This is a genomic window from Streptomyces sp. NPDC001717, from assembly GCF_042892775.1.
Classification (GTDB): domain Bacteria; phylum Actinomycetota; class Actinomycetes; order Streptomycetales; family Streptomycetaceae; genus Streptomyces.
Genome location: NZ_JBIAUK010000001.1, coordinates 395,596 through 413,106, shown reverse-complemented (window position 1 = coordinate 413,106; position 17,511 = coordinate 395,596). Strand labels below are relative to the sequence as shown.

The 17,511-nt window shown below is 71.5% G+C and carries 17 protein-coding genes; 7 read left to right on the top strand and 10 right to left on the bottom strand.

The features are described from left to right. Positions 1–79 precede the first annotated feature (79 nt). Positions 80–1,642 carry a M23 family metallopeptidase gene (locus ACFYZL_RS02120; protein WP_388675274.1) on the top strand — a complete coding sequence of 521 codons (1,563 nt, stop codon included), beginning with the start codon at positions 80–82 and terminating at the stop codon, positions 1,640–1,642. Between the two features lie 58 nt (positions 1,643–1,700). Here ACFYZL_RS02120 and pcrA read toward each other — a convergent pair whose 3' ends face one another. From pcrA to ACFYZL_RS02105, 3 genes are all read right to left on the bottom strand, one after another. Then, complete coding sequence (pcrA, locus tag ACFYZL_RS02115) at positions 1,701–4,199, bottom strand: DNA helicase PcrA (RefSeq protein WP_384757352.1); 2,499 nt, start codon at positions 4,197–4,199, stop codon at positions 1,701–1,703. Continuing rightward, positions 4,183–4,524, bottom strand: coding sequence for an ArsR/SmtB family transcription factor (locus tag ACFYZL_RS02110; protein WP_384584693.1), 342 nt, complete (start codon positions 4,522–4,524; stop codon positions 4,183–4,185). Before ACFYZL_RS02110 ends, pcrA begins: the two co-directional genes overlap by 17 nt. A gap of 87 nt (positions 4,525–4,611) precedes the next feature. Beyond that, positions 4,612–4,749 carry a hypothetical protein gene (locus ACFYZL_RS02105; RefSeq protein ID WP_388675270.1) on the bottom strand — a complete coding sequence of 46 codons (138 nt, stop codon included), beginning with the start codon at positions 4,747–4,749 and terminating at the stop codon, positions 4,612–4,614. Between the two features lie 30 nt (positions 4,750–4,779). Between ACFYZL_RS02105 and ACFYZL_RS02100 the strand changes: the two genes are divergently transcribed. The 3 genes from ACFYZL_RS02100 to ACFYZL_RS02090 all read left to right on the top strand — a co-directional run bounded on the left by ACFYZL_RS02100 (position 4,780) and on the right by ACFYZL_RS02090 (position 7,162). Beyond that, positions 4,780–5,568 (top strand): alpha/beta fold hydrolase, encoded by a 789-nt coding sequence (locus ACFYZL_RS02100; protein WP_388675267.1) that lies wholly within the window; start codon positions 4,780–4,782, stop codon positions 5,566–5,568. An 80-nt stretch (positions 5,569–5,648) separates the two neighbouring features. Further along, positions 5,649–6,002 carry a hypothetical protein gene (locus ACFYZL_RS02095; RefSeq protein WP_384584689.1) on the top strand — a complete coding sequence of 118 codons (354 nt, stop codon included), beginning with the start codon at positions 5,649–5,651 and terminating at the stop codon, positions 6,000–6,002. Positions 6,003–6,118: 116 nt separating this feature from the next. Then, positions 6,119–7,162, top strand: a complete 1,044-nt coding sequence (locus ACFYZL_RS02090) for an NlpC/P60 family protein (protein WP_384757347.1) — start codon at positions 6,119–6,121, stop codon at positions 7,160–7,162. Positions 7,163–7,168: 6 nt separating this feature from the next. On the opposite strand, the gene ACFYZL_RS02085 is transcribed toward ACFYZL_RS02090, so the two are convergent. The 3 genes from ACFYZL_RS02085 to ACFYZL_RS02075 all read right to left on the bottom strand — a co-directional run bounded on the left by ACFYZL_RS02085 (position 7,169) and on the right by ACFYZL_RS02075 (position 10,374). Next, complete coding sequence (locus ACFYZL_RS02085; protein ID WP_384757344.1) at positions 7,169–8,281, bottom strand: alpha/beta hydrolase; 1,113 nt, start codon at positions 8,279–8,281, stop codon at positions 7,169–7,171. A 117-nt stretch (positions 8,282–8,398) separates the two neighbouring features. Then, on the bottom strand, positions 8,399–9,088 hold the full coding sequence (locus ACFYZL_RS02080) for a LuxR C-terminal-related transcriptional regulator (protein ID WP_384751330.1): 690 nt from the start codon (positions 9,086–9,088) through the stop codon (positions 8,399–8,401). Beyond that, positions 9,085–10,374, bottom strand: coding sequence for a PspC domain-containing protein (locus tag ACFYZL_RS02075; RefSeq protein WP_388675262.1), 1,290 nt, complete (start codon positions 10,372–10,374; stop codon positions 9,085–9,087). The genes ACFYZL_RS02080 and ACFYZL_RS02075 overlap by 4 nt, the downstream gene beginning before the upstream one ends. Before the next feature lie 131 nt (positions 10,375–10,505). On the opposite strand from ACFYZL_RS02075, the gene ACFYZL_RS02070 reads away from it, so the two are divergent. Continuing rightward, a complete protein-coding gene (locus ACFYZL_RS02070; RefSeq protein ID WP_388675259.1) occupies positions 10,506–11,807 on the top strand; it encodes a PspC domain-containing protein in 1,302 nt (433 codons plus the stop codon). Next, positions 11,794–12,018: a hypothetical protein gene (locus ACFYZL_RS02065; RefSeq protein WP_384751321.1), complete on the top strand. Its 225-nt coding sequence runs from the start codon at positions 11,794–11,796 to the stop codon at positions 12,016–12,018. The genes ACFYZL_RS02070 and ACFYZL_RS02065 overlap by 14 nt, the downstream gene beginning before the upstream one ends. Here the strand turns inward: ACFYZL_RS02065 and ACFYZL_RS02060 are convergent. The 4 genes from ACFYZL_RS02060 to guaA all read right to left on the bottom strand — a co-directional run bounded on the left by ACFYZL_RS02060 (position 11,964) and on the right by guaA (position 16,356). Further along, positions 11,964–12,476 carry a DoxX family protein gene (locus ACFYZL_RS02060; RefSeq protein WP_384751319.1) on the bottom strand — a complete coding sequence of 171 codons (513 nt, stop codon included), beginning with the start codon at positions 12,474–12,476 and terminating at the stop codon, positions 11,964–11,966. The two genes, ACFYZL_RS02065 and ACFYZL_RS02060, sit on opposite strands and share 55 nt — an antisense overlap. An 18-nt stretch (positions 12,477–12,494) precedes the next feature. Beyond that, positions 12,495–13,748, bottom strand: a complete 1,254-nt coding sequence (locus tag ACFYZL_RS02055) for a hypothetical protein (protein ID WP_384751333.1) — start codon at positions 13,746–13,748, stop codon at positions 12,495–12,497. A gap of 117 nt (positions 13,749–13,865) precedes the next feature. Continuing rightward, positions 13,866–14,627, bottom strand: coding sequence for a class II aldolase/adducin family protein (locus ACFYZL_RS02050; RefSeq protein WP_384751316.1), 762 nt, complete (start codon positions 14,625–14,627; stop codon positions 13,866–13,868). Positions 14,628–14,769: 142 nt separating this feature from the next. Next, positions 14,770–16,356: a glutamine-hydrolyzing GMP synthase gene (guaA, locus tag ACFYZL_RS02045; protein WP_384751314.1), complete on the bottom strand. Its 1,587-nt coding sequence runs from the start codon at positions 16,354–16,356 to the stop codon at positions 14,770–14,772. A gap of 576 nt (positions 16,357–16,932) precedes the next feature. On the opposite strand from guaA, the gene ACFYZL_RS02040 reads away from it, so the two are divergent. Next, on the top strand, positions 16,933–17,196 hold the full coding sequence (locus ACFYZL_RS02040; protein WP_384751311.1) for a chorismate mutase: 264 nt from the start codon (positions 16,933–16,935) through the stop codon (positions 17,194–17,196). Positions 17,197–17,511: the final 315 nt, after the last annotated feature.

Sequence of the window (17,511 nt, the reverse complement as noted above, 5' to 3'; positions counted from 1 at the left end):
GTCACGCCACTGCTCTCCTCCGGTGGACCTCGTTCCGCCGGCCACCCAGGCCCCCACTGCCGAGGCGAAAGAGAAGTTGGTGAACGACCGCCCCTCGTCGGGCCAGTACCCGGATTACGGGTATGACGGCCTCGGCACCACCACTTTCGCTGGTGACCAGACCTACGTCTCCTATGAAACGCAGGGACAAGGGGTCAACTACGCGGCATACGGCTCCTACGAGACCGGCGCGTACGACACCACGGCGTGGACCTCCCAGGACGGCCAGGACGGCTACCTGTCCACGATCCCCTCGCAGACCGCACCCGCGGACACGACGGGTCAGTGGGATGCGAGCGCCTGGAGCACTCCGAGCACGGACTACTCCGGTTACCAGTCGGCGCCTTCCTTCGGCTACGACACCTCCGCCGAGCAGACCGGCCACTGGGCGATGCCGGGCTACGGCACCGAGACCGGCGCCTACGACGCCACCGCCTGGAACACGGCGGGCACGGTCGGCACGGACGCCACCGACATGACGGACCACTCCTCCTATGCCGGGCAGCAGTCCGCGCAGCAGGAGTACGCGTACGAGGCGACCACCGTCGGCCACGCCTACGAGGTTCCCGTCGTCCCCGTCGCCGCGGAGGCCGACCCCTACGAAGAGACCTCCGTCTTCGAGCCCGTCACCCACGCGGTGACCGACGACGTGGCGCTCGACGAAGCGACCGGGGCACCCGAAACGCTCGACGGGCTGGGCGACCTCGCGGCGTACGAGGCGTACGAGGCGTACGAGATTCCCGACGTGCACCAGGTGCACGACCTCCCCACCCAGGCCATGCCGGCGACGCCCGGGCCGCGCTCGGCGCGCCGCGGCGCCCCCAAGGGCAAGGGTGGTTCCGGCAACGCCAAGGCGGGCAACGGTCGTCGCCGCACCCCGGCGAAGCGTTCCGCCTTGCTGACCGTGGCCGTTCCCTCCGCCTGCGTGATGGGCGTCGCGGGCATCGCGGCCGCCTCCGTCGGCGGGCTCACCGGCACCGAGAAGTCCTCCGACGACACCACGACGATGGCCGCGCCCGACCCGGCCTCCGTGAAGCCGGTCGCGGCGAACACCAAGCTCGACACCCAGCTGACGGCCCTCAGCGCCGACGCGGGCGACTTCGCGGACCGCGCGAGCCGCACGCAGGAGCGCATCGACCTGCGCCTGCGTCAGGAAGAGGAAAAGAAGAAGAAGGCGGAGGAGGCGGCGGCCAAGGAGGCGGCCCGCCCCAAGTTCGCCATCCCCGTCTCGCAGCACGGCCTGAGCGCCATGTTCGGCCAGGCCGGCGGCATGTGGATGTCCGTGCACACCGGCATCGACTTCCCGGTCTCCTACGGGACCCCGGTCATGGCCGCCACCGACGGCACCGTGCGCACCCAGTGGAACAGCGCCTACGGCAACATGGCCATAGTCACCTCGCCCGACGGCACCGAGACCTGGTACTGCCACCTCAGCAGCACCAAGATCCGCTCCGGCAAGGTCCAGGCGGGCGACGTCATCGCGTACTCGGGCAACTCCGGCAACTCCACCGGCCCGCACCTCCACTTCGAGGTACGGCCCGGCGGCGGCAGCGCGGTCGACCCCCTGCCGTGGCTCCGCAGCCACGGCCTGGACCCCCGCTGACGAAGAGTCGCCGAAGGCCCCGCAGTCTCTGCGGGGCCTTCGGTTTCTGCTGCCGCCCCTACAGCTTCTGCACCGGCGCGTAGCGCAGCAGCAGACGCTTCGGCTTGTCGTCCCCGAAGTCGATGGTGGCCTGCGCGTCCGAACCGGCGCCCTTGACCTCCATGACGGTGCCGAGCCCGAACTGGTCGTGCGTGACCCGGTCCCCGACCGCCAGCGCGATGACCGGCTTGTCCGCCGCCCGGCGCGTCGCGAATCCCGACGGGCCCGACTTCGTGCGCGACGAGGACAGGAACGACTCCGGCGAGGTGCCGAACGAGGCCTTGCCGCCGCCCATGCTCCGCATCGGCCCGGCCGGCTTCTGCGCGGCGCCCGTGCGCTTCCACTGCAGGTACTGCGCCGGGATCTCCTCCAGGAACCGTGACGGAGGGTTGTACGAGGGCGTGCCCCACGCGCTGCGCATGCTCGACCGGGTCAGGTACAGCCTCTCGCGGGCGCGCGTGATGCCGACGTAGGCGAGGCGGCGCTCCTCCTCCAGCTCCTTGGTCTGGCCGAGCGCGCGCATGTGCGGGAAGACCCCGTCCTCCATGCCGGTCAGGAAGACCACCGGGAATTCCAGGCCCTTGGCCGTGTGCAGGGTCATCAGCGTGATGACGCCCGTGCCGTCGGTGTCCTCGTCGGGGATCTGGTCGGAGTCGGCGACGAGCGCGACCTGTTCCAGGAACTCGGCGAGGGTGCCGGGGCCGGGGGCCGGGGCGCCGGTCTCGGCCGCCTCGGTGGCCGCCGCTTCCCTGGCCTGCTCGAATTCGAGCGCCACGGCCGCGAGTTCCTGGAGGTTCTCGATGCGCGTCTCGTCCTGCGGGTCGGTGGAGGCCTGGAGCTCGGCGAGGTATCCGGTGCGCTCCAGCACCGCCTCCAGCACCACCGCGGGGCCGGCGCCGGAGTCGACGATGGTGCGCAGTTCCTCCATCAGGACGTTGAACCGCTTGACCGCGTTCGTCGAGCGCGCGGCCATGCCGAAGGCCTCGTCCACGCGCCGCAGCGCCTGCGGGAAGGTGATCTTCTCGCGCATCGCGAGCGCGTCGATCATCGCCTCGGCGCGCTCGCCGATGCCGCGCTTGGGCACGTTCAGGATGCGGCGCAGCGGGACGTTGTCCTCGGGGTTGGCGAGCACGCGCAGGTACGCGAGGACGTCGCGGACCTCCTTGCGCTCGTAGAACCGGACGCCGCCGACGACCTTGTAGGGCAGTCCGACGCGGATGAAGATCTCCTCGAACACGCGCGACTGGGCGTTGGTCCGGTAGAAGATCGCGACGTCGCCCGCCTTGGCGTCCCCGGCGTCCGTCAGCCGGTCGATCTCGTCGGCGACGAACTGGGCCTCGTCGTGTTCGGTGTCCGCGACGTAGCCCGTGATGACGGCGCCGGTGCCGGCCTGGGTCCAGAGGTTCTTCGCGCGGCGGTTCTCGTTGCGCTCGATGACGGCGTTGGCGGCGGAGAGGATCGTCTGCGTGGAGCGGTAGTTCTGCTCCAGCAGGATCGTCGTCGCGTCCTTGTAGTCCTCTTCGAACTGGAGGATGTTGCGGATCGTCGCGCCGCGGAAGGCGTAGATCGACTGGTCGGCGTCACCCACCACGCAGAGCTCGGCCGGGGGCAGGTCCGGGTAGCCGGTGCCGACCAGCTCGCGCACGAGCGTGTACTGGGCGTGGTTGGTGTCCTGGTACTCGTCGACCAGGACGTGGCGGAAGCGGCGCCGGTAGTGCTCGGCCACGTCCGGGAACGCCTGGAGCAGGTGGACCGTGGTCATGATGATGTCGTCGAAGTCGAGGGCGTTGGCCTCGCGCAGCCGGCCCTGGTACATCGCGTACGCCTGGGCCAGGGTCTTCTCGAAGCCGTCCGCGGCCTGGTCGGCGAAGGCCTCTTCGTCGATCAGCTCGTTCTTCAGGTTGGAGATCTTGGCGTTGAAGGCCTTCGGCGGGAACTTCTTCGGGTCCAGGTCCAGGTCGCGGCAGACGAGCGCCATCAGGCGCTTCGAGTCGGCGGCGTCGTAGATCGAGAACGACGAGGTGAAGCCGAGTCGCTTGGACTCGCGGCGCAGGATGCGGACGCACGCGCTGTGGAAGGTGGAGACCCACATGGCGCCCGCGCGCGGGCCGACCAGGCCCTCGACGCGCTCCTTCATCTCACCGGCGGCCTTGTTGGTGAAGGTGATCGCCAGGATCTGGCCGGGGTGGACGTTCCGCGCGGACAGCAGGTGCCCGATGCGGTGCGTGAGCACGCGGGTCTTGCCGGAGCCGGCGCCGGCCACGATGAGCAGCGGGGAGCCCGCGTGGACGACGGCGGCCGCCTGCTGCTCGTTCAGCCCGTCCAGGAGCGTCGCCGGGTCGATGACGGGCCTGGGGGCGCCGTCCCGGTAGTACGCCTCCCCCGTCATGGGCACGTCGAACCTGCCCCCGAAGAGGTCGTCCGCGCCCGGCTCGGGGGCGTGGTCCTCGGGCGGCGGCGGGACCTCGTCGGAGGGGGTGAGGTCGGCCAGGAAGCTGTCGTCAAAGAGGCTGCTCATCGCATTCCGAGTCTAGGGGGCGGGACCGACAGCCGAGCACGAGTTCCAGGAGACCGGGGAAGCACCGGTCCAGGTCGTCCCGGCGCAGCGCGAGGTAGAGCTTTCGGCCGCGGGGCCGCTGGCAGATCACTCCGCTCTCGCGCAGCGTCTTGAGGTGGTGGGTGACGCTCGACCGGGGCAGGTCCGGGACGACCTCGCCGCAGAACGCCTCCTCCCCGGAGGCCAGCTTGCGGACGATCTCCAGTCGGACGGGATGCCCGAGTGCCGCCAGGACCTCGACCAGGTCGATGCGGTCGGTGGCGGGGTGGGTCAGCTCGGCAGGCATGCAGCAACTGTACGCAGATCTCGTACGGACATTGCCAGACCGTTCGAAATTCTCGTACTGTCATAACCGTACGAGATCTTCGTACGGTCATTCCGACGTGAGGACACCCATGCCCGCCACCCCGCCCGCCGCCGTCTCCACCACCCCCTCGACGCCTCCCTCGACGACGGCCTCGACGACATCTCCCTGGCCGCCTCCCTCGACGGCGCCTTCACGAGCCGCCACGCCGAGGTCAACGGCACCCGGCTCCACTACGTGGAAGGCGGCAGCGGCGAACCGCTCGTCCTCCTCGGCGGCTGGCCGCAGACCTGGTGGCAGTGGAACAAGGTGCTGCCCGCGCTGGCCCGCAGCCACCGGGTGATCGCCGTCGACCTGCGCGGCATGGGCGGCTCCGCCAAGCCGGAGGCGGGGTACGACAAGAAGACGATGGCCGCCGACGTCCGCGCCCTCCTCGACCACCTCTCCATCGGTTCCGCGCACCTCGCCGGCCACGACATCGGCGCGATGGTGGCGTACGCCTTCGCCGCGAACCACCCCGAGGCCACCCGACGCATCGCGCTGCTCGACGTCTCGCACCCCGACGAGAGCTGGGCGCGGATGCCGCTGCTGCCCCGGTCCGGCCTGTTCCATCTGTGGTGGTTCGCCTTCAACCAGGTGGAGGGCCTGCCCGAGCAGCTCCTGGAGGGCCGCTTCCACCTGCTGCTGGACCGGCTGCTCTCGGGCATGGCCGTCGATCAGGCCTCGATCGACGCCCGCTCGCGCGCCGTGTACGCCCGGGCGTACGACTCCCCGGACGCGATCCGCGCCGGGAACGCCTGGTACCGCGCCTTCGGCCAGGACATCGCCGACCTCGCCGGCTACGCCCCCGTGACCGCGCCGCTGCTCGCCCTCGGCGGCGAACACGGCAACCACGAGCAGCTGGTCGCCGCGGTCCCGGCGCTCGGCACCGACACCCGGGTCGTCCGCGTCGACGGCAGCGGCCATTACCTGCCGGAGGAACGGCCGGAGTTCGTGGCCGCCGAACTGACCCGGTTCTTCGGCTGACCGACCCGCCCGAAGCGGCACCCGCCGCATGCGCCCGCCTGACCGAATTCCACGAAAAGCCACCCCGTACGCTCGACGCCATGGACGTACTCATCAATGCCTTCGTCGGTCTTCACATCATCGGAATAGCCTCGCTCCTCGGCGGCTTCCTCACCCAGATGAAGGCGATGGGCGCGGGCACCGCGCGCTTCGTGCCGGCGATGCTGCACGGCGCGCTCACCATGCTCGTCACCGGCGTACTGCTGGTCGGCTTCCGCGAAATGGACGGGGGTTCCCTCAACCACGTCAAGATCGGCGTGAAGCTGGCGGTCCTCTTCGTGATCCTCGCCCTCGTCTACGTCAAGCGCGACGAGGAACGCGTCGAGAAGGCACTGTTCGGCGCGGTCGGCGGACTGACCGTGATCAACATCTTTATCGCCGTTCTCTGGCACTGACGAGAAACGATCCACCACATCCGATCAGTTCGGGGCATCTCGTCATCCGCCCGTTACTTTCAGGTTTAGCGTCCTCCCCCAAGACCCAGCCGACAGGGGAAGGACGTGAGGCCCTCGTGGCCAGTCATCGAAAGCCCAGGCAGCGCCCGCTCTCCGGCGGAACGGTACGGACGACCGCCGCCACCCTGGCCCTCGCGGGCGCTGCCACCGCCACCGCCTTCGAAGGCACCTCCCAGGCCGACCCGCAGCCCACCCCCTCCCAGGTCAAGGCCGAGGTGGACCGGCTGTACGAGGAGGCCGAGGCGGCGACCGAGCAGTACAACGGGGCGAAGGAGAGGGCCGACGAGGCCGAGCGGGCGCTGACCGGCCTGCGCGAGGAGACCGCCCGCAAGACCGACCAGCTCAACGCCGCGCGCAGCGCGCTGGGTTCGCTCGCCGCCGGCCAGTACCGCAGCGGCTCCCTGGGCACCGCCGTGCAGCTCGCACTGGCCGCCGACCCGCAGGAGTACCTGTCCCAGGCCTCCTTCATCAGCCGCGCCCAGGAGCGCAACGCCGCCGGGATCAGCGCCGTGCGCCGCCGCCTCGAAGAGGTGGGCGAACTCCGCGAGAAGGCCGCGGGTCAGGTCGCCGACCTCCGCGCCCGGCAGGACGAACTCGCCGCGCGCAAGGCGGAGATCGAGGGCAAGCTCGGCACGGCCAGGCAACTGCTCGCCCGGCTCACCGCCGAGCAGCGGGCCGCGTACGAGGCCCAGTCGGCCGGCGCGGCCCCCGCAGGGCCGCACACCGCGACCCCGCCGCCGCCCTCCGACGGCTCGCGCGCGGCCCGCGCCGTGGCCTTCGCGTACGGGGCGATCGGCAAGCCGTATGTCTGGGGCGCGACGGGCCCGGGCTCCTTCGACTGCTCGGGCCTGACCCAGGCGGCCTGGCGCTCGGCCGGGGTCTCCCTCCCCCGCACCACCTACACCCAGATCAATGCCGGACAGCGGGTCTCGCGCGACCAACTGGCCCCCGGTGACCTGGTGTTCTTCTACTCCGGGGTGACCCATGTCGGGCTCTACATCGGCAACGGTCAGATGATCCACGCCCCGCGCCCCGGGTCCACGGTCCGCATCGCCCCGGTCGACTCGATGCCGTGGGCGGGCGCCTCCCGCCCGGCGTAGCGGCCGCTACGGAGCCTTGACCACGCCGCTCAGCCAGCCGAAGGTCTGCGGCAGCTGCTTGGACCACGCTTCGAGGTTGTGGCCGCCGACCACCTTCTCCGCGTGCACCACCGTCGGCGCCTTCGCCAGTCCCTTGAGGTCCATGCCGGACAGGTAGCCGTCCTGTTCGGCCCCCGACATCCACAGCGAGACCGCCGGCGGCGTGTGCGCCGCCTGGAGCACCGCCTTCAGGTTGTGCGTACGGCGCAGCTCCGGGTCCTGCGCGACCAGCGAGGAGGGCTCCTGGCCCGGGTCGTTGTAGCCGGACAGGGAGACGGCCGCGCTGTAGCGGTCGGGGTGGGCGATGGCGAGCTTGGCGGCGCAGTAGGCGCCCGCCGAGTACCCGGCCACGCCCCAGTGCCTGGGGTCCTCCGAGGTCCGGAAGTTGTCGACGACCATCTTGCGGACGTCGACGCTGAACCAGCTGTCGGCGTTGACCTTGCCGGGGATGTTGGCGCAGCCGGTGTCGCCGTTGCCGACGAGCATGGCGCGCGGCGAGACGAGGATGAACGGCTGCACCTTGCCGCTCTTCATCAGCGGTTCGAGCACCTCGTGGGCGTGCAGCCCCTGGAACCAGGACTTGCCGGTGCCGGGGATGCCCGGGATCAGTTCGACCACGGGGAACTTCTTGTCCTTGAAGGCCGGCTCGTCGTACTGCGGCGGCAGCCACACCATGACGTCGCCCTTGACCCCGGATATCTTCCCGTCGAGTTCGGTCTTCTTGACCCGCCCGCCGAGGCCCTCGACCGGCTGGAAGTCCTGGTGCACCTTCGGGGCCTGCTTGACCTCTTCGGCCTTCTTCCCGCCGAGTCCGTCCGGGCCGAGGTCGGGGGCGGCCTGGACGTACTTGCCGGTGCCGAACAGGTCGCCCCACGAGGCGTAGAAGTTCTCGGCCCGGTTGACCGCGACGAACACCACGGCGACGGCGGTGACCTGGGCGAACACCACCATCAGCGCACGGGTCGCCAGCCGTGCGGCGGCGGGGCCGCGGACCTTGCTCCACAAGGCCAGCGGAAGGACGACGGCGATCGCGGTGAGCACGATCGCCGTCACGAAGAAGGGGGTCCCCGTCAGGCTCATCACGCCACCCAAGAGGGCGGCGTGATGCCGTCCGGTTGCCCTCGCCGACTGCGTCGTGGATCACACCCCGGGGCCCGGCCCCGGGGTGTCACCGCCGGTTCACCCGCAGGTCAGGCGTCAGACGAGACGGCGCGCGGTGGCCCAGCGGGTCAGCTCGTGGCGGTTGGACAGCTGGAGCTTCCTGAGCACCGCGGAGACGTGCGATTCGACCGTCTTCACCGAGATGAACAGCTGCTTGGCGATCTCCTTGTACGCGTACCCGCGCGCGATCAGCCGCAGCACCTCGCGCTCGCGCTGCGTCAGGCGGTCCAGGTCCTCGTCGATCGGCGGGGCGTCCGTCGAGGCGAAGGCGTCGAGCACGAAGCCCGCCAGCCGCGGCGAGAACACCGCGTCCCCGTCCTGCACGCGGAAGACCGAGCCGACCAGTTCGGTGCCGGTGATGGTCTTGGTGACGTATCCGCGGGCGCCGCCGCGGATGACCCCGATGACGTCCTCGGCCGCGTCGGACACCGACAGCGCCAGGAAGCGCACCGGGTTCTCGGCCGCCGCCATCAGCGGGGCGCAGCGCCGCAGCACCTCGACCCCGCCGCCGCCGGGCAGGTGCACGTCGAGGAGGACCACCTCGGGGCGGGTGGCGGTGATGACGGTGACGGCCTGGTCGACGTCGGCCGCCTCGCCGACGACCTCGACCCCGGTCCGGTCGGTCTCGCCGATCTCCGCCTGTACGCCCGCCCGGAACATCCGGTGGTCGTCGACGAGTACCACCCGGACCCTGCGGGTCTCCTTCTCAGCGCTGTCCTCGGTCATGCCGCCTTCGCCGCCCTCTCCATCTCCAGCTCGACTTCCGTGCCGCCGTCGGGCGCGGACCGCAGCCGTGCGGTCCCGCCGTTGCGCTGCATCCGGCCGATGATCGATTCTCGTACGCCCATGCGGTCGTCCGGTACCGCGTCCATGTCGAAGCCCGGCCCCCGGTCGCGTACGGACACGAACACGGTCTGGCCTTCCACTTCGGCGTACACCTGTACCGGCCCGCCCTCGCCACCGTACTTGGCGGCGTTGACCATCGCCTCGCGCGCGGCCTGGATCTGTGCGGCCAGCTTCTCGTCGAGCGGGCAGTCGCCGACGACGACGACCTCGATGGGCACGCCGTGGTGGTCCTCCACCTCGGCGGCGGTCTTCTTCACGGCGTCCGCGAGGGTGGCCGGTTCCTCGGCCTCGTCCTTGCCGGTCCCCTCGGGCTTGTACAGCCAGTTGCGCAGTTCCCGCTCCTGGGCCCGGGCGAGGCGGCGCACCTCGCCGACGTCCTCCGCGTTGCGCTGGATCAGGGTGAGGGTGTGCAGGACGGAGTCGTGGACGTGGGCGGCGACCTCGGCGCGTTCCTGGGCGCGGATGCGCATCAGGCGCTCCTCGGAGAGGTCCTGGGTCATGCGGATCAGCCAGGGCCCGGCGAGCAGGGCGACGCCGATGAGGACGGCGAGGGTGGCGGTCAGCACGTTGCCGAGCTGCGCGGCGGAGCCCCGTACGACGATGAAGACGGTCAGGCCCACGCCGACGAGGGCGACTCCGGCGAGGGCCCGGGCGACCTGGAACAGCCGTCCGCGCCGCCCGGAGGCATCGCCCCAGTGGTCGCGCCGCGCGTTGTCGGCCTGCCGCCACACCAGGACCACGCCCGCGCCGACGAGCAGCGTCGGCCACACGTAGCGGCCGGAGGAGCCGCCGACCTGGAGCTTCGCGATGAAGATCCACACGCCGACGAAGAGGGCTATCAGCGCGAGGACCTGCCCCTTGTCGGGCCGGCGCAGGTGGCGGCTGCCGTCGGTGAGGGTCTCGAAGAAGGAACGGTTCGCGGAGCGGCCGCCGACGCCGAGCGGTACGACGACCCAGAACGCGCCGTACAGCAGCACGCCGAGGCCGTCCCCGAACATGAACAGGCCGAGGAAGGCGAGGCGGACCCAGATCACGGGCAGGCCGAGGTGCCCGGCGAGACCGCGTGCGACCCCGCCGAGCATCCGGCCGTCGGCGCTGCGGTAGAGCTTGCGCGGCGGCGCCTCGTCGATGTCGGGCACGTGGTGGGGAGCGGCTGCTACGGGCATGTCACCAAGGGTCACACGCGCGCGGGCGGGCGGGCATCAGGGCATCCCCCCATTCCGACCGGGGGGATATCAGGGTTGCGCCAGGGTTGGGCCGGATGCCCGGGGCGGCCTCGGCCCGTCACCATGGACGCATGACCGAAGTACACGACGCCCCTCCGGCCGGTGCCGGGGCTCCCCAGCCCCCCGACGCCCGGCCGCCCCTTCGCCGCAGCCGGCGCGACAAGGTCCTCGCGGGCGTGTGCGGCGGCCTGGGCCGGTACTTCGACCTGGATCCGGTGGTCTTCCGGATCGTCCTGGGCGTCCTCACCGTCACCGGCGGCGTCGGCCTGATCTTCTACGGCTTCGCGTGGCTGATGCTCCCGCAGGAGGGCGAGGAGGAGAGCGAGGCGAAGAGGCTGCTGACCGGCCGCGTCGAAGGCGCCACGCTGGCGGCGCTGTTCTCGGCCCTGGTGGGCTGCGCGCTGTTCCTGTCGATGCTGGACAACGGCGGGCTCGCGGTCTTCTCGATCCTGGTGATCCTGGCACTGGGCGGTGCCTCGTACTGGTCCCAGCGGCGCCGGGCCCAGGCACCGGAGGCCGAGACCCCAGCCGCGCACTCCCCGGCCCCGCCCGAGACGCAGGCTCCGCCGGTCCCCGGCAGCCCGTCGTGGTGGCGGGACCCGCTGGTCAAGGACGGCACCACCGGTCCGGTCGGATCCACCGGATACCTGTGGGGTCCCGCGGACGCCGAGGATGCGCCGTCGGGCGGCGGCGGGGTTCCGCGGTCGCCCGAGAAGCCCGCCGCCGAACCGGCCCGCCCGCGCGGCGGGATCGGCGGCCGGATCTTCGTACTGGCACTGCTGGCGGGGATCGCCGGCGCCGCCTCCGTGTGGCGGGGCAGCACCCTCGGCCACGCCTTGGAGATCGGGCTCGCCGCGGCGCTGGCCGTCTTCGGCCTGGGCCTGGCGGTCAGCTCGGTCAAGGGCCGCACCGGCTTCGGCACCGTCCTGCTGGGTCTGGTGACGGCCGGGCTGCTGGCGGGTGCGTCGGCGCTGCCGCCCGAGATCGGCACCGACTTCGAGCGGGTGGAGTGGCGGCCCGCGTCGGTGGCCGACGTAAGGCCCGTGTACGAGGCGGGCACCGGGCTCGCCACCTTGGACCTGAGCCGGCTGGACGTCCCGAAGGGCACCACCGTTTCGGTCCGCGCTTCCCTCGACGCGGGGCGACTGAAGGTGATCGTGCCCCGGGAGGTCACGGCGCGGACGGATGTGTCGATCAAGCTCGGCGACATCCACATGCCCGGGGAGACCAGCCAGGACGTACGCATCAAGAGCGGCGGCGAAACCCAGACGCAGACGCTGCCGCCCACCGCCGGCACCGAGGCCGGCGGAACGATCGATCTGCACCTGCACACGGGTGTCGGACAGGTGGAGGTGGCCCGTGCCGCGTCATGAGTTCCAGCCCGGACGGCTCCTCGCGGGCATCGTGCTGCTGACCGCGGGAGTGATGTACCTGCTCGACGCGGCGGGCGAGGCCGACGTGCCGTGGTTCCTGGTCGTCCCCATGGCCTTCGGCGGGCTCTGCCTCGCCGCCTTCGTGGGGATGGTGACCTATGCGGTGCGCAGGGACCGGCGCGACCGGATCACGGAGTCCAGCGACAGGTAGGGCGCCCCGGCGAGGATCAGCGGGGTCCAGGCCATCAGGTAGACCAGGTCGTTGCCGTAGTAGTACGGGGTCACCGCCCACGACACCGTCAGCCACAGGCTGAGCGAGATCAGCGCTCCGCCGGCGGCGGCGATCCGGGTCAGCAGACCGGCCAGCACCCCGAGGCCGACGAGCAGCTCCCCGACGGCGATGACCGTGCCGAAGGCGACGGGGGCCTTCAGCGCCATGTCCACCATGGCGGGGATCGCGGCGGTGTCGCGCACGCCGTGCATCAGGTCGCCGATGGATCCGCTGCCGGTGGCGGACAGGAAGGCCGAGTCGGTGAGCTTGTCGAGCCCCGCGTAGACGAAGGTCACTCCGAGGAAGATCCGCAGGGGCAGCAGGGCGTGGCGGGAGGCGAGGGGGGCGAGGCGCAGCCCCTCCGCTCTGGACGGGGCGTCAGTTCCGGTTGTGGTCACCCGTCATGTCTACCCCGATCATTCGGCCACGTCGATGACGCAGCGGTTGGATTCCACTCCTGCGGCCGTGACGACCTGGATGTCGATCCGGCCCGGCTCTACTTCGGCGGGCACCGGCACGGTCAGCACCGCGTCGGAGGGATTGGTGAATCCGCCCGCCACCGGAACCAGCGGCACGTGTACGTGGATCGTGCCGATCCGCACCACGAGCCGGGCCAGCATCTCCGGCGTCTGCGCTCCGGGCGGTACGAATCCCACGCCCCGGATCTCGATGTCGTCCCCGGGGCGGACCGCGGCGTCCAGGTCCCCGGGCTCGCGTCTGCGGACCACCGACAGGACGAGGGGGCGGCTGCCCTCCGCGTACTTCGCCGCCAGGTACACCGCGGCCGACAGCGCCACCAGCAGCGCCAGCGCCCACGGCAGCTGCGGGAGCCGTTCGGGGAAGCGGGCCAGCGACACCGCCGCGTAGGCGAGCACGACCGTGGAGACCAGCACGTACTGCGCGTCCGGGAAGCTCCCGCACCCCGCGTCGTCCGTCAGCAGGTCCACCCCGCGCGGCCGGTCCGCGGGGAGTTTCTGCAGCCGCTGGCCCATGATCCGTACGGAGACCACCCGGCGCACCAGCACCGCCACCGCCGAGGTCAGCGACACCACCGCCAGCAGCGGCAGCGCCCGGTCCAGCGCGAGCCCCGCGTAGAGGACCTGGCGCTCGGGGCCCGGCGGGGAGGCCGCGAGCCGCAGCGCGGGCAGCAGGGTCGCGAAGGCCGTCAGCACGACCCAGGCGCCGGCCGCCGCCTTCGAGGTGGACAGCCGGTTGTCCTCGCCGACCAGCGGGGCCAGCAACCCGCCGCGCACCGACTGGGCGCGCGCCGCGACCGTGAGCAGCCCGGCCAGCACCAGGGCGGCCAGGAGTCCGGCGGTGCGGGCGGTGGACCAGCCGGTGCCCAGCGCGGTGCCGACCTGGACCACCAGCAGGACCCCGGCGGCGATCCACACGGCGAGGACGGCCCGCCGGGAGAACAGGTACAGCCAGGAGTTCCCGGCTTCCCGGCCCCGGTCCGCCGCGGCGCGGGCCGACAGGGTCAGCTCGTCGGAGACCCACTGGCGGGAGGCGCCGAGGGAGTGCGCCACCGCGGCCGGCACCCCGTGGCCGGAGGCGAACTCGTCGCGCTTCTCCAGGAACGCGGCGACCGCGCGGCGGTGGCCCTCACGTGCGCACTCGTCGCAGGCACAGGCAGCCGTGTGGGTACCCCCGCGGGACATCTCGGACATCTCTTGGACAGCCACGTGCGTGCCGCCTCTCTGAACTACGGTGCAATGCCAGCGAATTGTGCACCACTGGGGCAGTGTTCCGGATTGCGCACGATGTCAGAGCAGGTGATTAACGGTTCATGATGTTGACGCCACCTCTTCCCTCAGGGGTTGGTAGCTCACCCAGGCGGCCAGATCGGACCCGAACCGCTCGCGCGTCGCGACCGCCGCGCGGTGATCGACGGGCACCGGCTTCCCGGCGGCCCGGGCGGTCAGCTGGACCTGCGCCGCCCGCTCCGCCTCGATGAACCACCACACCGCCGCGTCCACCGAGTCCCCGACCGTCAGCAACCCCCGGTTGCGCAGGATCAGCGCCTTGTACGGGCCCAGGGCCTGCGCGATCCGACCCGGCTCCGCCACCCCGGTGAACTCGTCCAGCAGCGCGTGGTCCTCGTAAAAGGCACAGGCCTCCTCGGTGATCGGGGCCAGCAGCTCGCCCAGCGCCGCGAGCGCCCGTCCGTACGGGGCCCGCACGCGCACCACGGCCACGGCGCCGGGGCGCGCGCGGTGGACGGCTGCGTGCACGGCGAAGGCCAGCTCGTTGACCCGGCGACCGCCCACGAGCACCCGCCCGTCCCCGTCGACCAGCAGCAGGTCGTCGGCGGTGATGCCCGCGAAGGCCCGCCCGAAGGGGTTCACCCAGTAGCAGTCGTCGAACTCCGGGTCCCGGGCGGTGATCTGCCCGCCGACCCCGCCCCCGTGGCCCAGCCGCGCCAGCAGTCGCAGCGCCTCGGCGAGCCGTTCCTTGCGGTGCGCGCGCTCCTCGTCGGCCGTGGCGAAACGGGGCGGCATCTCGTAGGCGAGCCGCTCCAGGGGCACGGGCACGGGCTGGTCCTGCATGGGCGCTCCTTCGACGGCTCGGCTCGCGGCGCAAGGTACCCGCGGCGGGCCGAGGAGACCAGAGCCGCGGCCGGGCCGGGAAACGACGGCGCCGCCGCTCAGCCAGGCTGAACGGCGGCGCCGTCGTACGGGGCGGGGGCCCCTACTCCCACTCGATGGTGCCCGGGGGCTTGCTCGTGCAGTCGAGGACCACGCGGTTGACCTCCGGCACCTCGTTGGTGATGCGGGTGGAGATCCGGGCGAGCACCTCGTACGGCATGCGCGTCCAGTCCGCGGTCATCGCGTCCTCCGAGGAGACGGGGCGCAGGACGATCGGGTGGCCGTAGGTACGGCCGTCGCCCTGGACGCCGACGCTGCGGACGTCGGCCAGCAGCACGACCGGGCACTGCCAGATCTCGCGGTCCAGGCCGGCCGCGGTCAGCTCGTGGCGGGCGATGGCGTCGGCCTCTCGCAGCAGGTCCAGGCGCTCCTTGGTGACCTCGCCGACGATGCGGATGCCGAGGCCGGGGCCGGGGAACGGCTGGCGCTGGACGATCTCCTCGGGCAGGCCGAGCTCCTGGCCGACCATCCGGACCTCGTCCTTGAACAGCTGGCGCAGCGGCTCTACGAGCTCGAACTCGATGTCGTCGGGGAGGCCGCCCACGTTGTGGTGCGACTTGATGTTCGCGGTGCCGGTGCCGCCGCCGGACTCGACGACGTCCGGGTACAGGGTGCCCTGGACCAGGAAGGCGACCGCGGGGCCGTCCTCCTGGAGGATCTCCAGCTGGGCCTGCTCGAAGACGCGGATGAACTCGCGGCCGATGATCTTCCGCTTGGTCTCCGGGTCGGAGACGCCGGCGAGCGCGTTCAGGAAGCGCTCCTGCGCGTCGACGACCTTCAGCTGCACGCCCGTGGCGGCGACGAAGTCCTTCTCGACCTGCTCGGTCTCGCCCTTGCGCATCAGGCCGTGGTCGACGTAGACGCAGGTCAGCTGGGAGCCGATGGCCTTCTGCACGAGGGCCGCGGCGACCGCGGAGTCCACGCCGCCGGAGAGGCCGCAGATGGCGCGCTTGTCGCCGACCTGCGCCTTGATGGCCGCGATCTGCTCCTCGACGATGTTGCCGGTGGTCCAGCTGGGCTCCAGGCCCGCGCCGCGGTAGAGGAAGTGCTCCAGGACCTGCTGGCCGTGCGTGGAGTGCATCACCTCGGGGTGGTACTGCACGCCGTACAGCTTCTTCTCGTCGTTCTCGAAGGCCGCGACGGGGACGACGTTCGTGGACGCGGTGACGGTGAAGCCCTCGGGGGCGGCGGAGCAGGCGTCGCCGTGGGACATCCACACCGACTGGTTCTCCGGGGTGCCCTCGAAGAGGGTGGAGCCGGCCTTGGAGACGGCCAGCGGGGTGCGGCCGTACTCGCGCGCGCCCGTGTTGTCGACCGTCCCGCCCAGGGTGGTCGCCATCAGCTGGAAGCCGTAGCACATGCCGAAGACGGGGATCCCGGCCTCGAAGATCGCGCGGTCGAGCTGCGGTGCGCCCTCTTCGTACACGGAGGACGGGCCGCCGGAGAGGATGATCGCCTTGGGGTTCTTGGCCAGCATCTCGTCGACGGGCATCGAGCTCGGCACGATCTCGCTGTAGACCCGTGCCTCGCGGACGCGGCGGGCGATGAGCTGGGCGTACTGGGCGCCGAAGTCGACGACGAGAACCGTGTCCGGGGCGCTGTCGTGGGCGGCGGAGGGTGCTTCTGGCACGGGGCGGCCTTCCGGCGGAAGAGGTGGTTGTATTTGTCGATTCTAACGGGGGACGTAACCTCCTCTTCGTCTCACCATCCGAGTCAAGGACCACGGCACCGCCCTGTGGCCGCCCCAGTGGCGCGGCAAGCACCGACGGTGAGCATCAAGCACGCACTTCCGCTGTCGGAACGTACATACACGTGCACCACGTGCGGAGCCGTCTGCCCTCGGGACGAGAACTCCGCACACGTGATGCTCGTCCGGGCTGGTCTCACCCCGGCTACCGCCGATCGCGGAAGACCCGACGGACCGCCGGTCCGCCAGGCAGCGTGAGGTGGAAATCCCCTCGTTCGCGAAGGGCAGGATCTCAACATCCGAACCTGCTTGGCCCGGAGGGCCACGAACGGCAATAATCCCTTCCGTGCGCAAGCAGCTGAGCTTCCTCTTTACCTATGGCACCGGCCGGTCCGGTCGCCATGGGTCATCGTGATGCTCGCCTGAGCCACTGACTTCCCAGAGCGCCCCGGTCCGACAGGACCGGGGCGCTCTGCGCTTCTCCGGACCTGCGGGCCACACCCGACAGGAGAGAAGACCATGACCACGATCACCACCACGCCCGAGCAGCTGATCGCCGACTCCCGTGTCCGCATCGACGCGATCGACGACCGGATCATCGGTCTGATCCAGGAGCGGATGGCCGTCTCGACGGTGATCCAGGACGCCCGGATCTCCTCCGGCGGCCGGCGCGTGCACCTGTCGCGCGAGATGGAGGTGCTCTCCCATTGGAGCGACGCCCTCGGCAAGCCCGGCACCGCCCTCGCCATGACGCTGCTGGAGCTGTGCCGCGGCCGGGTGTGACGGCCGGCGGCGGGCGCTGACGCCTGTTCGTCACCCGTCCGGACCGTGACGGGCCCCCGGGGGACCTCGTTGGTGAGGTTGTCCGCGCCGGCCAGGTGCGTGACCGCGACACCGCGCGTGGCTCCGCCGGAGCGATGAGACGGGCGCCCCGTGGAGCGCCCGTCATGGGACCTCGCTCCTTCGCGTGACCGGACGGCAGGGGACAGCAGCCCGGTCACCCCACAGAGGACGGCCGGTTCGGGGGACGCCCCGGACCGGCCGTTCTTTCGTTTCCGCGGCCGCGCGCTTCGCCACGTGATGGACGCCACAGCCCGG

Excerpts from the sequence above, each read along its gene's own strand:
- ACFYZL_RS02110 (WP_384584693.1), bottom strand. The coding sequence starts at position 4,524 with ATGCCTGCCGAGCTGACCCACCCCGCCACCGACCGCATCGACCTGGTC.
- ACFYZL_RS02055 (WP_384751333.1), bottom strand. The coding sequence starts at position 13,748 with ATGTCCGAGATGTCCCGCGGGGGTACCCACACGGCTGCCTGTGCCTGC.
- ACFYZL_RS02095 (WP_384584689.1), top strand. The coding sequence starts at position 5,649 with ATGGACGTACTCATCAATGCCTTCGTCGGTCTTCACATCATCGGAATA.
- ACFYZL_RS02075 (WP_388675262.1), bottom strand. The coding sequence starts at position 10,374 with ATGCCCGTAGCAGCCGCTCCCCACCACGTGCCCGACATCGACGAGGCG.
- ACFYZL_RS02040 (WP_384751311.1), top strand. The coding sequence starts at position 16,933 with ATGACCACGATCACCACCACGCCCGAGCAGCTGATCGCCGACTCCCGT.
- pcrA (WP_384757352.1), bottom strand. The coding sequence starts at position 4,199 with ATGAGCAGCCTCTTTGACGACAGCTTCCTGGCCGACCTCACCCCCTCC.
- ACFYZL_RS02050 (WP_384751316.1), bottom strand. The coding sequence starts at position 14,627 with ATGCAGGACCAGCCCGTGCCCGTGCCCCTGGAGCGGCTCGCCTACGAG.
- ACFYZL_RS02070 (WP_388675259.1), top strand. The coding sequence starts at position 10,506 with ATGACCGAAGTACACGACGCCCCTCCGGCCGGTGCCGGGGCTCCCCAG.
- ACFYZL_RS02080 (WP_384751330.1), bottom strand. The coding sequence starts at position 9,088 with ATGACCGAGGACAGCGCTGAGAAGGAGACCCGCAGGGTCCGGGTGGTA.
- ACFYZL_RS02085 (WP_384757344.1), bottom strand. The coding sequence starts at position 8,281 with ATGAGCCTGACGGGGACCCCCTTCTTCGTGACGGCGATCGTGCTCACC.